Here is a 13,420-nt window from a genome sequence, read left to right as displayed (position 1 = left end):
AACGGTTCCAAAGGGAGATGGTCAGGGAGGGAGCCCCCGTCATGCCGCACACGCACCGGTCCTTCATGCCCACGGATCAGGCGGCCGCCGACCTGCGGCGGCGCCACAAGATCGCGAATGTGCTGCAGTCCCTCCTCCTGCTCGGTGGCATGGTGCTGCTGCTGGCGCTGTGCGGGATGATCCTGGCGGGGGTTGAGGGGGTGCTGTGGGCGCTGCTCGGCGGCGCCGTCAGTCTGCTGTTCAGCCCGCGCCTGTCGCCGCGCATGGTGCTCGGCATGTTCGGTGCGGGCCGCCTGACCTATGCGGAGGCCCCGGTCCTGTTCGACGCCCTGGCCGCCATCGCCCGCCGGGCGGAACTGCCCGCGGTGCCGGAGCTGTGGTACGTCGCCAGCCCGGCGTTGAACGCCTTCGCCGTGGGCAGCCGCCGCCGGTCGGTCATCGCGGTCACCGACGGGCTTCTGCGCGCGCTCAGCCTGCGTGAGCTGGCCGGCGTGTTGGCCCACGAGGTCAGCCACGTGCGCAACAACGACCTGACCGTGATGGGGCTGGCCGACACGGTGACCAACCTGACCCGCCTGATGTCCGTCTTCGGCATGGCCCTGTTGATTCTCAACCTGCCCCTGCTGATGATGCGGCAGGAGGCGGTTCCGTGGCTGCTGGTGGTGGTGCTTATCGCCGCACCCTGGATTGGCGTGCTTCTGCAGCTTGCCTTGTCGCGCACCCGGGAATTCGACGCCGACCTCGACGCCGCCCACCTGACCGGCGACCCGGAGGGCGTGGCTTCGGCGCTCGCCCGGATCGAGCGGCTTCAGCACAGCCCATGGGAAGGGCTGCGCTTTCCCGGCCGCCGCCGGGCGCAGAGCATCCCCTCCCTGCTGCGCACCCACCCGGACACCGAGGAGCGGGTGCGCCGCCTGATGGCGCTGCGTACCCCGCCGCCGGTTCTGCCGGGCCTCGACGCCCACCCCCTTCATGCCCGGCCGCACCTCGCCATGCCGGCGGCGCTGCGGCGCCCGCGCTACCGGATCGGCGGATACTGGTACTGAGGTTACAGGGAGCACGTCCGCCTCTCCTGGACTCGGGGTGTCCGGCTGGGTAGAACCGATGGGCGCGGTCGGGCAATTTTCCCAAATCCCAGGCTTGTCCAGGGATGGCGGAGCGCCCGTGGCGGTCGGTTGGCTACAAAAGGCGGGTCCCCTCCATGACCTTTCAAGGGCGTTTGGTCCTCCTGATCTCCGGGCTGGTGACGCTGGCGGTGGCGCTGGTCACGATTCTGCTGGCCTGGACGACCCATTCGGTGATCCAGTCGCGGGTGGAAGCGGACGGCCGTGGCGCGGCGACCCTGCTGGCCCGCAGCGCCACGCTGGCGCGCGAGGTTCCGCGCGACGTGGAGGCGCTGCTGGGCGACCGGCTGCTGTCGGAGGCGACGCTCGCCGCCCACCTCGTGGCGGTGATGGAGGCGGGTAAGGCGCCGATCAAGGCTGTGACCGACCGGCTGAAGGCTGTCGCTGATGGTGGCGGGCCGGACGAGATCTGGGTCACCGACAACCGGGGCCGCGCCTATCTGCACAACATTCCCGGCCCCGACATCACCTTCGGCCCCGACGCGCGGGCGCAGCCGCGCCAAGCGCCCTATTACGGCCTGCTGAACCGCGCGCCGGAGAAGGTGGTGACCGACGCCGCCACCGAAGGCGGCAAGCTGATGAAGTTCGCCGGCGTGGCCGGCGTCGACAAGCCGCGCATCGTCCAGGTCGGCGCCGATGTGCGCCGGCTGGGCGACATCGCCCGCAAGGCCGGAGTGGACGGGGTGATGGCCTCCCTGCTGGCCGGCGGCACGGTGGAGGGCGCCTGGCTGCTGGAGCGCGACGGGCGTCTCGCTGTGCACGCCACCGGTCCCAGCGCCGGGCCGCTGTCGGAGCGGGCGGTCGAGGCGGCGAAGGCCGCGGCGGCGGCCGGCGAGACCGGCCTGCTGCGCGAGGACGAGCACCTTACCGCTTTCGCTCCGGTGCCGGCGGTGGCCGGGCAGGGCGCGGGCATCGCGGTGGTCCGCCTGCCGGCGGAGGACCTGTCCTCGGTGGTCGGACGCCATATAAAGATCGGCGTGCTGGTCGGGCTGCTCGTCCTGGCGGCAGGCGTCTACGGCGCCGTCCGCTTCGCGCGTAGCCAGATGGCCCCGATCGAGCGGCTGGGCGAGGCCGTCGCCGCCGTGGAGGCCGGGCGCTTCAACCCCTTCACCCTGAACGAGGCGATGGAGCGCAACGACGAGATGGGCCGCCTCGCCCGCGTCTTCCGCAGCATGGCGCTGGAGGCGTCCTACCGCGAGGAGACGCTGGACGCCCAGCTTCTGATGCGCACGGCCGAACTGGAGACCCGCACCGAGAAGCTGGCCGCCGCCGAACACCTGATCGAAGAGGAGCAGCGCGCCGCCCGCGACGTGCAGGCGAACCTGCTGCCGCAGCAGCTTCCCGCCGGGCGCGACAGCCAGTTCTTCGGCCTGCTGGTCCCCGGCCCGGCGGTCAGCGGCGACTTCTACGACGTGATCGAGCTGGACGAGCGCCATTGCCTGCTGGTGGTGGCCGGCGTGTCCGGCTGGGGCGTGCCGGCGGCCTTCCTGATGCTGCTGGTGCGCGGCGCGATCCGCGAGGCGGCGGCCCGGCCCGGGATGACCCCGGCCGCTATCCTGGCGGCGGCCAACGACCGGCTGTGCGGGCAGAGCCCCTTCGACGGCTTCGCCACCGCCTTTGTCGCTCTCTACGACCGCGAGACCGGAATGCTCAGCCATTCCAGCGCTGGCAACCGCGCGCCCTGCCGCATCCGGGCGGACGGCAGCGTCCTGACCCTGGCGGACGCCGGCGGCCCGGCGCTGGGCGTGCGCAAGGGCATCCCCTACAGCGAGGCGGTGACCCGGCTGGAGCAGGAGGACACGCTGTTCCTGTGCACCGAGGGCGTGCTGCGGGCGGTGAACGCCCAGCGCGAGCCGTTCGGCGAGGAGCGTCTCGCCGCCGTCCTGCATCAGGGCCGCGGCCTGTCGGCGCGCGACCGCTCCGAACTGCTCCTGCGCGCGGTGGAGGCCCATGTCGGTCCGGGCGGGCAGACCGGCGACATCGTGTGCCTGACCGTCCGCCGCCTGCTGCCCGCGTCCGAACTGGCGCCGGAGTCCGAAGCGGCGGTGTGACGCCCTTCGGCGACGACCGGCGGCGAGAACGTTTCCTCTGATCGGGGTTACCCGGCTGGCGCGCCGGGTCATCCGTGCGACCACGGCGCGGATCAGCGCGGCACCCCCATCTCAGTCCTGGGTTCCGCCGTTCAGCTTCGGTTCAGTCGCCCCCGGACAGGATCGGCAGGACTTGCCTGTTTCTGCCGATGAGGGGACTTCCGATGTCCAACGCTTACTCCGAGGCCGCCGTCCGGCCGCCCGTCAAGACCCGCCCCATCAAGACCCGCTACGACGGGGTGATGCTGTTCCTGCATTGGAGCGTCGCCCTGCTGATCCTGGTGGCCTTCGCCATCGCCCAAGGGCGCGGGCTGGTGCCCCGAGGGCCGGAGCGGACCGCCCTGATGGACCTCCACCGCTCGCTCGGCGTCCTCGTGCTGGCGCTGGTGGCGCTGCGTATGGTCTGGCGCGCCGTCAGCCCGCCGCCGCCCATGCCCGCCGACACCGCGCCGCTGCTCCTGCTGACCGCGAAGGCCGGGCATCTGGCGCTCTACGCCCTGATGATCGCGGTGCCGCTGGCCGGCGTGACGATGACCCAGGCCCACGGCCATCCCGTCGCCGTCTTCGGCCTGTTCACCCTGCCGACGCTGGTGGCGGAAAACCATGCCTTCGGCGACACGCTTGAGAAACTGCACGAGCTTCTCGGCACCGCCATCATCGTGCTGGCCGGCCTGCACGCGGTCGCCGCCCTGGTTCACCAGTATGTGCTGAAGGACGGAACCTTGAGCCGCATGCTTCCCTGGGGAAACCGCTGAGCTGGGAAAAGTGCGGGCGGCGCGGACACCGGGGTGCCGGTGGGCGCCGCCCGCCGAGTGGCGAGGTCCTGCCTCCTCCATGGATGGACCCATGCTCGGGTCCCCCATGGTCTGATGAACCCGCCCAAGCGGCTTCTCTTCCCGACGCAATGGCGGTACCGCCCCCCGCTTTGACGCACCACCCCTGTTTTCCGGCTGTCCAGCGGGGGAGGTGAGGCGGTGAAGGGTAAGGCAATTCGTATGGCAGCGGGAGTTGCGTTGCTGGCGTCGGCGCCCGCCGGTGCGGTGCCGTTCGACCGGGTGTTCGTCTTCGGCGACAGCCTGTCCGACACCGGCCGCGTCTATGAGCTGACGCGCGGCGGCATTCCGCAGAGCCCGCCCTATTACGACGGGCGTTTCTCAAACGGCCCCGTCTGGGTCGAACGGCTGGCCCCGCTGATCGGCAGCCAGCCCGACCAGAAGACCAACTTCGCCTATGGTGGTGCGGAGACCGGCTCCCTGTCGCAGACCGGCGTTCCCGGCATCCAGGGGCAGGTCGGGCAGTTCCTGTTCAGCCGCCCGAGCGGCACCGGCGGCGGGCTGTTCGCGGTGTGGGCAGGCGGCAACGACTACTTCAACCGCGTCTCGGCCGGGGCGGACCCGTCGGGCCTCGTCACCCAGACGGTTGGCAACATCGTCACCACGGTGGAGCGTCTGGCGGCGCTCGGGGGGAAGACCTTCCTGGTGCCGAACCTGCCGGACCTCGGCACCGTCCCGGACACCCGCAGCTCCGACCGCGCCGCCCTGCTGAACACCGTCACCGCCTCCCATAACACATTGCTGTCGCAGGCGATGGCCGACGTGGAGAAGCGGCTGGGAGTCACCGTCGTGGTGGCCGACGTCAACGCGCTGTACCGCGCGGTGGCGGCCAACCCGACGGCCTACGGCTTCACCAACACCGTCACGCCCTGCCTGTCGGACAACGCGCCGACCGGCGCCTGCGGGACCGAGGCGCAGGCCGACCAGACCGTCTATTGGGATGAGATCCACCCGACCCGCGCCGCCCATCTGCTGATCGCGCAATACATGCAAGGCGCGCTGCTCGCCCTGAACGACGCGGCGGAGACGGTGGCGATGCAGCCGGAGCTGCCCTTCGAAGCGACGCGGAGCTGGCACCGCGCGTTGCTCGGCTCCATCGCCGGTCCCGCTGGGACGCGGGTGGAGGCGCCGCTCGGCAACGGGGAGCTGAGGGCGTTCCTGATCGGTGATGCCGCCTGGGGCCGTCTCGGCGGCACGGCGGAGCGCCAGGGCTTCCGCTTCAACACCCAGTCGGGCGGCGTCGGCGCCGAATTGCCGGTCGGGCCGGCCTCGCGCGTCGGGCTGTCGGTCGGCGGATCGCGCGGCCGCGCCAAGCTGGACGAGGGGGCGGGCACGCTGGACATGACCAGCACCATCATCGGCCTGCACGCGGTGACCGAGGCGCGGGGCTTCCTGCTGGCCGTGGCGGGCAGCGTTTCCTTCGACCGCTACGGCGACATCGACCGGACCACCGGCTTCGCGCCGTTCCCCAACGCCTCGGCGGACACGGACGGGCGGACCTACGCCCTGTCGGTCGACGGTGGCTACACGGCGCAGCTCGGGCCGGTGGCGCTGGGACCGCGGCTGGGCCTGCGCTACATCCACACGCGCATCGACGGCTATCAGGAGAGCGGCGCCGGCCTGCTGTCGCTCGGCGTCGAGCGGCAGAGCGCCGAATCGCTGGAGAGCAGCGTCGGGGCCGAAGCCTCCACCATCGTGGAGATCGGGCGGACGGTGATTCAGCCCAGCCTGGGCATCGCCTGGGAGCACCAGTTCGCCGAGGACGCGCGCACCGTCACCATCCGCCTGCCCGGCGGGGCCGCCAACAGCGTGAGCCCGAGCGGCGACGGCCGCGACTCCCTGGTGATCGGCGCCGGCCTGTCGGCCCAGCTCTGGCAGGCGGTCAGCGCCACGGTGGGTTACCGCGGCGAACTGTCGGGGGCGGACGGGCACAATCACGCCTTCACCGCCCGCTTGCGCATGAGCTTCTGAGGAAACGCCTATTCCATCCTTCCGGAAGGCTTTTTCCTGCTGGCGTTGCGGCGCCGCAAGAGGAACAATCGGTGCCGGCGCGTCGCCCACGGGCACGCCCGCCCGAACAAGAACAACGGCCCGGACAACAACAAAGGGAGGAGTTTCATGGCCTACAAGCACATCCTCGTGCATCTCGATTCCGGCCCGCAGGTGGAAACCCGCCTCGACGCGGCCATCGCCCTGGCGAAGACCAGCGGCGCCTTCCTGCGCGGCCTGTTCGCCCAGCCGGACCGCAGCGCCACCAGCGTCATCGCCCGCCGCTCCAGCGACCATCTGGAACAGGCCGCCGCCCGCAGCGAGGCGATGTTCCGCGACAAGCTCCAGGCGTCGGGCCTGCAGGGCCAGTGGCACGGCCTGACCCACGGCGAGCACAACCACGTCATCCGCGAGGTCATCATCTGGTCGCGCTTCGCCGACCTGACGGTGCTCGGCCAGTTCGACCGCAGCGCCCCCGCCGACGGCGTGGCGCCGGAGGAGCTGAACGAGCAGGTGGTGCTGAATTCGGGCCGCCCTGTGCTGGTGCTGCCCTTCGCAGGCACCTTCCCGGTGATCGGCAAGCGCGTTGCCGTCGCCTGGAACGCCGAGCGCGAGGCCGCCCGCGCCCTGTCCGACGCCATGCCCTTCCTCCAGGCCGCCGACGAGGTGACCGTCATCACCGTGCTGACCCAGGCCGCCCCGCCCGCAGGGTCGGAGCCGCAGCGCATCGGCCTGCTCGACCATCTGGCGCTGCACGGCGTGACGGCCGAACAGACGCATTTCACGGTGACCGACATCGGCGCCATGGACGCGCTTCTCGCCCGCAGCATCGACTCCGGGGCTGATCTGCTGGTGATGGGCGCGCACGGCCATTACGGCTTCCCCTTCCTGCACCGCGGCGGCGGAACGCGCCATGTCCTGCGCACCTGCCCGGTGCCGCTGCTGCTGTCCCACTGACGCCGTCCGGTTGACGGAAACGGGCGACGGGCTTTCCTCCGGCGTGCCGGGCGGCCATGTAGAGGCTGTCCCGGCACCGGCTGGAGAGCGTGCATGTCCTGGCTCCGCGTCTTCCTGATCGCCTGTCCCGTCATCGTCCTGGCGGCGCTGCTTGCCGCCTGGGCGGCGACGGGCTTCGACCTGTTCGGCCTCAGCCTGCCGGGCCTGCTCGCCCTGGTGGGCGGCGCCGTGCTGACCAGCGCCGTCGCCATCGGGCTCATGGCCCTCGTTTTCCTCAGCAACCGAAGCGGCCACGACGAGGCGGCGGGCCGCCCCGATCCCACGGATGGGCCGGACCGGTTCTAAAGCCCCGGCCTCGAAAGGGGCCATTTCCCCTTCCTTCCGTCTGATGTCCGCAAGGTCGGCGGAACGCCTGCGACACCCTGCCGTTGCTAAAGGGACGAAGGAGCCCCGGTTCTTGCGGCCGGATGGGCCATGCCTGTGGCCGGGGCGGGAAGGAGGGAAAAGCCGCGATGGACGAACACCGCATCCGCCACCGTGCCTACGAGATCTGGGAACGGGAGGGCCGCCCCGAAGGGCGCCGCGCCGAGCATTGGGAGCGGGCCTGCCGCGAACTCCGGGACGAGGACGAGCGGGCGAAGGAGGAGGGCGCCGCGCCGCGCGACCCCGCCCGAGCCTCCGCGGATTCGGGCGCCGGCATCTGACGCCCATCACATCTTTTCCTCCGAGGAGTCGCCATGCCGCCCCGCCGTGATCCCGCTTCCTTCATGTGGTCGGAGGCCGTCGAGCTGCTGGACCGTGCCGAGCGGCTGCACCGCCAGTTCTTCCGCCCGGCCCCGCCCGGCCCGCGCCGCGCCTGCTGGACTCCGCCCATCGACGTCTACGAGACGGAGGACGCGGTGACCATCGTCGTCGCCCTTCCCGGCGTCGGTGCGGACCAGCTTCACGTCGCCGTCGAGGACGGCGTTCTGGTGGTTGCCGGGGAACGGACGCTGCCGCTGGGCTGCGACGGGATCATCCACCGCCTCGAGATTCCCCACGGCCGCTTCGAGCGGCGGATCGAGCTGCCCGCCGGGGCCTTCCGCATGGGACGGCGCGAGCTGTCGGCGGGCTGCCTCGTGCTGACGCTCGACAAGATGGGATGAAGGACGTCCAATGACTGATGAGCACGCTGCCGAAGCGACGCCGACTCCCCAGACACCGCCCGTCTCGCCGCCCGTCTCCGGGCTGCCGGAGGATGTGATCCCGGTCATCCCGGTGCGGAACCTCGTGCAGTTTCCCGGGGTGGTGCTGCCGGTGACGGTCGGGCGGGCGCGCTCCGTCGCCGCAGCGCAGGAGGCGGCCCGCACCGAACGGCCGGTCGGTATCCTGCTCCAGCGCGACGAGGCGGTGGAGGACCCGACCGGAGCCGACATGCACCGCGTCGGCACGACCGCCAGCATCCTGCGCTACGTCACCACGCCCGACGGCTCGCACCATCTGGTGTGCCAGGGGCAGCAGCGCTTCCGCATCGTCGAGTGGGTGCCGGGCCATCCCTTCATGGCCGCCCGCGTCGAGATGGTGGAGGAAAGCGACACCGCCACGCCGGAGGTCATGGCCCGCTTCCTGAACCTACGCAACGAGGCGGTGGAGGCGCTGCAACTGCTGCCCCAGGCCCCGCAGGAGTTGTTGGCCGCCGTGCAGGCCATCGAAAGCCCCGGCGAACTGGCCGACATGACCGCCAGCTACATGGACCTGAAACCCGCCGAGAAGCAGGAGGTGCTGGAGACCGTCGACCTGCCGGAACGGCTCGACAAGGTCGGCGGCCTGCTGGCCCGGCGGATCGAGGTGCTGCGGCTGTCCCGCGACCTCCGCGAGCGCACCCGCGAGGCGATGGACGAAAGGCAGCGCGAGTATCTGCTGCGCGAGCAGCTCCGCGCCATCCAGAAGGAGCTGGGCGAGGCCGACGAGGGGCGTCAGGCCGAGATCGGCGAGCTTCAGGACGCTATCGCCAAGGCCGGCATGCCGCCCGACGTCCGCGAGCACGCCGAGAAGGAGCTTCGCCGTCTGGAGCGCATGCCGGAGGCGGCGGCGGAATATTCGATGGTGCGCAGCTACCTGGATTGGCTGATCGAGATGCCGTGGGACCGCCGGTCGGAATCCCGCATCGACATCGCCGAGGCGCGCCGCATCCTGGACGAGGACCATTACGGGCTGGAGAAGGTCAAGCGCCGCATCCTGGAGTTCCTGGCGGTGCGCAAGCTGAACCCGGAAGGGCGCAGCCCCATCCTGTGCTTCGTCGGTCCGCCGGGGGTGGGCAAGACCTCGCTCGGCCAGAGCATCGCGCGGGCGACCGGGCGGGCCTTCGCCCGCGTCTCGCTGGGCGGCGTCCATGACGAGAGCGAGATCCGCGGCCATCGCCGCACCTATGTCGGGGCGCTGCCGGGGAACATCGTCCAGGCCATCCGCAAGGCCGGAACGCGCGACTGCGTGCTGATGCTGGACGAGATGGACAAGCTGGGGCAGGGCTTCCAAGGCGACCCGTCGGCCGCCCTGCTGGAGGTGCTGGACCCGGAGCAGAACGCGACCTTCCGCGACCATTACCTGGGCGTGCCCTTCGACCTGTCGAAGGTGATGTTCATCGCCACCGCCAACATGCTGGACACCATTCCCGGCCCGCTGCGCGACCGCATGGAGGTGATCGAGCTGTCCGGCTACACCGAGGACGAGAAGCTGGAGATTGCCAAGCGCTACCTGCTGGCCCGCCAGCTCGCCGCCAACGGGCTGACGCCGGAGCAATTGGAGATCCCCGACGACACGCTGCGCGCGATCATCCGCGACCACACGCGGGAGGCCGGGAACCGCCATCTGGAGCGGCTGATCGGCGCGGTCGGCCGCTACGCCGCCGTGCGGATCGCCGAGGGTGAGATCGAGCGGATGCGGGTCGAGCCGGCGGACCTGACGGCGATCCTCGGGCCGCCGCGATTCGAGAACGACGTGGCGATGCGCACCAGCGTGCCCGGCGTGGCGACCGGTCTCGCCTGGACGCCGGTCGGCGGCGACATCCTGTTCATCGAGGCCAGCCGCTTTTCCGGCTCGGGCCGCCTGATCCTGACCGGCCAGCTTGGCGAGGTGATGAAGGAGAGCGCCCAGGCCGCCCTCAGCCTCGTCAAGTCGCGGGTGAAGGACCTCGGCCTCGACCCGGAGGGGCTGGACCGTTTCGACATCCACATCCACGTCCCGGCGGGCGCCATCCCGAAGGACGGGCCGTCCGCCGGGGTGGCGATCTTCACCGCGCTGGTGTCGCTGCTGTCCGGTCGCTGCATCCGTTCCGACACGGCGATGACCGGGGAAATCAGCCTGCGCGGTCTGGTGCTGCCGGTCGGCGGCATCCGCGAGAAGGTGGTGGCCGCCCAGCGCGCCGGTCTGAAGACGGTCATGCTGCCCGCCCGCAACCGCAAGGATTTCGAGGATATTCCGGTGGCGGTGCGTGAGCGGCTGAGCTTCGTCTGGCTGGAGCGGGTGGACGACGCCGTCCGCGCCGCCCTGGTGTCGGAGCCGTCCGCGGAGGCGGCGGAGCGCAAGGCCGGGTAGCGTTCTCCGCAGGGGCCGGAACCCTTGCGCACCGGGGGTGCGGTGCGCCACATCAATGGCGCGCCCGCATGGAACGCGCACAGGAGACGATCATGACGCCCGAGGAACGCACCCTCCTTTCCGATCTGTTCACGCACCTGCGCGAGGTGGAGAACCAGCCCCGCGATCCGGAGGCGGAACGCTTCATCCAGCAGATGATCCAGGGCCAGCCCGCCGCCGCCTACTACATGGCGCAGTCGGTCCTGGTGCAGCAGCAGGCGCTGACCGCCGCCCAGCAGCGCATCGAGGATCTGGAGCGGCAGGTGAGGGAGGCGCAGACCCGCGCCCAGCAGACTCAACCGCAGCCGTCCGGCGGCAGCTTCCTGTCCAACGCGCTCGGGCTGGGGCGCAGCCCGTGGGCCGGTGGCGGCAACCGTTCGGCGGAGCCGCCCGCTCCGTCGCCCCAGTCTCCCTCGGGACCGGCCTACAACCCGATGCAGCCGCCCGGGGCGCCGTCGCGCAGCCCGTGGGGTGCCGCTCCTCAGGCCGGCGGGCAACCCGGCTACGGCCAGCCCGCCTATCCGCCCCAGCCCGGTTACGCCCCGCAGCCCGGATTCGGCCCGCAGGGTTACGCGCCGCGCGGCGGCGGGTTCCTGAGCGGTGCGGCCCAGACGGCGGCGGGCGTGGCCGGCGGCATGCTGGCGGCCAGCGCCATCTCCTCGATGCTCAGCCATTCGCCGGGTCCGTTCGGCGAGGCCGCAGCGGCGGCGGGGCAGACGGCCAGCCATGGCGAGACGATCATCAACAATTACTACGGCGACTCCGCGGACCAGGGTGCGGACCAGGGCTTCCCGCCGGAGGACAACAACCTCCAGAACGTCGACTATCAGACCGACGATTCCTCGTTCGATGACGGCGGTGGCGATGGCGGTGGAGATGACAGCTGGATCTGACCTTATCCAGTCCTTGCCTTATCCAATCTTTGGCGAGGGCGTGCCAACCTTTGGAAAAGGTCCGGTGCGCCTTCGTGCCGCCATCACAGTTAATATAAATTAAACAGTTAGGTCCCTACGGTGCGTCGGGCAAGGAAGGCCGTGCTCCCCCGATCCCCACGCAGACCCGAGGCCCATGACGACGCTCGTTCAGCCCCAGCCGACCGATGACGCCGAGCGCAACGACGCGGAGCGCAAAGCCTCCGCCACCCAGATGTACCATGAGGTGGCGCGGATCATCGAACGGATGCACCGCCGGTTCCTCGACGTTCTGCGAATCGAGCTGTCCCGCATCGGCATCGACGACATCAGCCCGGTGCAGGTCATGATGCTGCTGAACATCTCCAATGGAGAGATCAGCGTGCGCGACCTGATCGAGCGTGGCTACTATCTCGGCTCCAACGCCTCCTACAACCTGAAGCAGTTGGTGGACAGCGGTTATGTGGACCGCTCGGCCTCGCCGCGCGACAAGCGCGCCGCCCGGCTGAAGCTGTCGGCCCGAGGGCTGGAGCTGTGCGAGCGGCTGCGCCACATGGCGTCCGTCCACTCGGACGGCCTGATCCGCAGCGACGGTGACAGCCAGGACTTCGAGGTCACCTACCGCACGCTGCGCCGTCTGGAGCGCAAATGGACGGACGTTATCCGCTCTGACGAAACGGAAATCCTCTGACGCGCATTGACCTCCCTCAGTGTGCGCGGCGGTACGCCGTGCCACGGTAAGGCTGCTGGGCTTTATGGGGGAAGTGGGATGAGGTTCGCCGTCGGCACGCAGGATTACCGCAGCATCGCCACCCATGGCGGCCGCACCCGCCGTTTCCTGGTCTTCGAGGCCGAGGCGGGCGGCGATCCTGTCGAGGTCGAGCGGATCGAACTGGCCGAGGACGAGGTGCTCCACCTTGCCGGCGATGGGCGCCCGCACCCCATCGACGCGGTGCGGGTGGTGATCACCGGCTCCTCCGGCGAGGGCTTCATCAAGCACATGAAGCGCCGCGGAATCGAGCCGGTGACCACGCTGGAGACCGATCCGGTGCAGGCGATCAGCGACTGGTTCGCGGGGACCGTCAAGACGGCCCCGCCGCCCGAGCATCCCCACGAGCATCACGACCACGGCCCCGAGGACGCCCCGCAGGACTGCCACGGGGGGCCAGCCTGAGTCGTCACACTGGGAAGGACACGCTGGCGGTGGTGCCGGCGGCGTCGCTTTCCGTGTTCAGTGTGTCGCCGAGCTGGGCAGCCAGCGCCTCGGCCAGCATCAGCCCGTCCTCCGCCGTCGTGTCGAAGCCGGCGGGCAGGGCGCGCCCATTGTCCTCGACGATCAGGCGGGCGCGCCCGTTGTTCTCCTGCGTCACCGATACGCGGATCCAGCCTTGCTCCGGAAAAGCGTGGTGCAGGCTGTTTGTGATCAGCTCCGCGGTGATCAGGCCCAGCGGCATGGCCTCGTACAGGCCGATCTGGATGGGGTCGCTCTTCACCTCGATGGGCACGTTGGCGAGGCCGCCGGGCGTTCCATGCTTCACCGCGTCGGCCAGCGATTCGATGTAGCGGCCCAGATTCACATGGGTGCCGGTGCCCGACTCGTGGAGCTGGCGGTAGAGGATGGCCAGCGCTTCGATGCGCACCAGCGTCTGCTCGTAGGCGGCTCGGGCGTCCGGGTCGCGGATGCGGCCCGTCTGGAGCTTGAGCAGGCTGATGACGAGCTGAAGGCTGTTCTTGGCCCGGTGCTGAAGCTCGCGCAGTTCGGCCTCCAACTCGCGGATGCGCTCCGCGATTGGGTCCTCCGGCGCTCCCGAACCGGTGGCGGGGCGATCAGCAGGCAGGGCGACCGGCTGGGACCGGAGGGGATTGGGCATCACGCATTTCTCGGCTGAAGCTGGGCAATGTTT

The 13,420-nt window shown here is 70.5% G+C and carries 13 protein-coding genes; 12 read left to right on the top strand and 1 reads right to left on the bottom strand.

The genetic code is table 11. From position 1 onward, the window contains the following. Positions 1–41 precede the first annotated feature (41 nt). The 12 genes from H1Q64_RS16530 to H1Q64_RS16475 all read left to right on the top strand — a co-directional run bounded on the left by H1Q64_RS16530 (position 42) and on the right by H1Q64_RS16475 (position 12,690). On the top strand, positions 42–1,046 hold the full coding sequence (locus tag H1Q64_RS16530) for a zinc metalloprotease HtpX (protein ID WP_237906230.1): 1,005 nt from the start codon (positions 42–44) through the stop codon (positions 1,044–1,046). A 155-nt stretch (positions 1,047–1,201) separates the two neighbouring features. Then, on the top strand, positions 1,202–3,175 hold the full coding sequence (locus H1Q64_RS16525) for a PP2C family protein-serine/threonine phosphatase (protein ID WP_237906229.1): 1,974 nt from the start codon (positions 1,202–1,204) through the stop codon (positions 3,173–3,175). Between the two features lie 203 nt (positions 3,176–3,378). Next, the gene (locus H1Q64_RS16520; RefSeq protein WP_237906228.1) at positions 3,379–3,969 is read left to right on the top strand and encodes a cytochrome b; all 591 of its coding nucleotides are present in this window, start codon (positions 3,379–3,381) and stop codon (positions 3,967–3,969) included. A gap of 240 nt (positions 3,970–4,209) precedes the next feature. Beyond that, on the top strand, positions 4,210–6,018 hold the full coding sequence (locus H1Q64_RS16515) for an autotransporter domain-containing protein (RefSeq protein WP_237906227.1): 1,809 nt from the start codon (positions 4,210–4,212) through the stop codon (positions 6,016–6,018). A gap of 147 nt (positions 6,019–6,165) precedes the next feature. Then, positions 6,166–6,993 carry a universal stress protein gene (locus H1Q64_RS16510; RefSeq protein ID WP_237906226.1) on the top strand — a complete coding sequence of 276 codons (828 nt, stop codon included), beginning with the start codon at positions 6,166–6,168 and terminating at the stop codon, positions 6,991–6,993. 93 nt (positions 6,994–7,086) lie between these two features. Then, a complete protein-coding gene (locus tag H1Q64_RS16505) occupies positions 7,087–7,338 on the top strand; it encodes a hypothetical protein (protein ID WP_237906225.1) in 252 nt (83 codons plus the stop codon). A gap of 167 nt (positions 7,339–7,505) precedes the next feature. Continuing rightward, positions 7,506–7,697, top strand: a complete 192-nt coding sequence (locus H1Q64_RS16500) for a DUF2934 domain-containing protein (protein ID WP_237906224.1) — start codon at positions 7,506–7,508, stop codon at positions 7,695–7,697. 33 nt (positions 7,698–7,730) lie between these two features. Further along, the gene (locus H1Q64_RS16495; RefSeq protein ID WP_109069403.1) at positions 7,731–8,138 is read left to right on the top strand and encodes an Hsp20/alpha crystallin family protein; all 408 of its coding nucleotides are present in this window, start codon (positions 7,731–7,733) and stop codon (positions 8,136–8,138) included. Between the two features lie 10 nt (positions 8,139–8,148). Further along, positions 8,149–10,566 carry an endopeptidase La gene (gene lon / locus H1Q64_RS16490; RefSeq protein ID WP_237906223.1) on the top strand — a complete coding sequence of 806 codons (2,418 nt, stop codon included), beginning with the start codon at positions 8,149–8,151 and terminating at the stop codon, positions 10,564–10,566. A gap of 68 nt (positions 10,567–10,634) precedes the next feature. Further along, positions 10,635–11,498, top strand: coding sequence for a DUF2076 domain-containing protein (locus H1Q64_RS16485; protein WP_330874560.1), 864 nt, complete (start codon positions 10,635–10,637; stop codon positions 11,496–11,498). 175 nt (positions 11,499–11,673) lie between these two features. Then, a complete protein-coding gene (locus H1Q64_RS16480; protein ID WP_237906222.1) occupies positions 11,674–12,207 on the top strand; it encodes a MarR family transcriptional regulator in 534 nt (177 codons plus the stop codon). 78 nt (positions 12,208–12,285) lie between these two features. Further along, the gene (locus H1Q64_RS16475) at positions 12,286–12,690 is read left to right on the top strand and encodes a NifB/NifX family molybdenum-iron cluster-binding protein (RefSeq protein ID WP_237906221.1); all 405 of its coding nucleotides are present in this window, start codon (positions 12,286–12,288) and stop codon (positions 12,688–12,690) included. Between the two features lie 4 nt (positions 12,691–12,694). On the opposite strand, the gene H1Q64_RS16470 is transcribed toward H1Q64_RS16475, so the two are convergent. Further along, a complete protein-coding gene (locus tag H1Q64_RS16470) occupies positions 12,695–13,387 on the bottom strand; it encodes a sensor histidine kinase (RefSeq protein ID WP_014198731.1) in 693 nt (230 codons plus the stop codon). Positions 13,388–13,420 lie beyond the last annotated feature (33 nt).

The sequence above is a fragment of the Azospirillum brasilense genome (assembly GCF_022023855.1).
Classification (GTDB): Bacteria; Pseudomonadota; Alphaproteobacteria; order Azospirillales; family Azospirillaceae; genus Azospirillum; species Azospirillum brasilense_F.
The sequence above is the reverse complement of the archived record's forward strand: the minus strand, read 5'-3'. Positions and strand labels throughout refer to the sequence as shown.

Coding starts and splice junctions, on each gene's coding strand:
- H1Q64_RS16530 (WP_237906230.1), top strand. CDS start 42: ATGCCGCACACGCACCGGTCCTTCATGCCCACGGATCAGGCGGCCGCC.
- H1Q64_RS16525 (WP_237906229.1), top strand. CDS start 1,202: ATGACCTTTCAAGGGCGTTTGGTCCTCCTGATCTCCGGGCTGGTGACG.
- H1Q64_RS16520 (WP_237906228.1), top strand. CDS start 3,379: ATGTCCAACGCTTACTCCGAGGCCGCCGTCCGGCCGCCCGTCAAGACC.
- H1Q64_RS16515 (WP_237906227.1), top strand. CDS start 4,210: ATGGCAGCGGGAGTTGCGTTGCTGGCGTCGGCGCCCGCCGGTGCGGTG.
- H1Q64_RS16510 (WP_237906226.1), top strand. CDS start 6,166: ATGGCCTACAAGCACATCCTCGTGCATCTCGATTCCGGCCCGCAGGTG.
- H1Q64_RS16505 (WP_237906225.1), top strand. CDS start 7,087: ATGTCCTGGCTCCGCGTCTTCCTGATCGCCTGTCCCGTCATCGTCCTG.
- H1Q64_RS16500 (WP_237906224.1), top strand. CDS start 7,506: ATGGACGAACACCGCATCCGCCACCGTGCCTACGAGATCTGGGAACGG.
- H1Q64_RS16495 (WP_109069403.1), top strand. CDS start 7,731: ATGCCGCCCCGCCGTGATCCCGCTTCCTTCATGTGGTCGGAGGCCGTC.
- lon (WP_237906223.1), top strand. CDS start 8,149: ATGACTGATGAGCACGCTGCCGAAGCGACGCCGACTCCCCAGACACCG.
- H1Q64_RS16485 (WP_330874560.1), top strand. CDS start 10,635: ATGGAACGCGCACAGGAGACGATCATGACGCCCGAGGAACGCACCCTC.
- H1Q64_RS16480 (WP_237906222.1), top strand. CDS start 11,674: ATGACGACGCTCGTTCAGCCCCAGCCGACCGATGACGCCGAGCGCAAC.
- H1Q64_RS16475 (WP_237906221.1), top strand. CDS start 12,286: ATGAGGTTCGCCGTCGGCACGCAGGATTACCGCAGCATCGCCACCCAT.
- H1Q64_RS16470 (WP_014198731.1), bottom strand. CDS start 13,387: ATGCCCAATCCCCTCCGGTCCCAGCCGGTCGCCCTGCCTGCTGATCGC.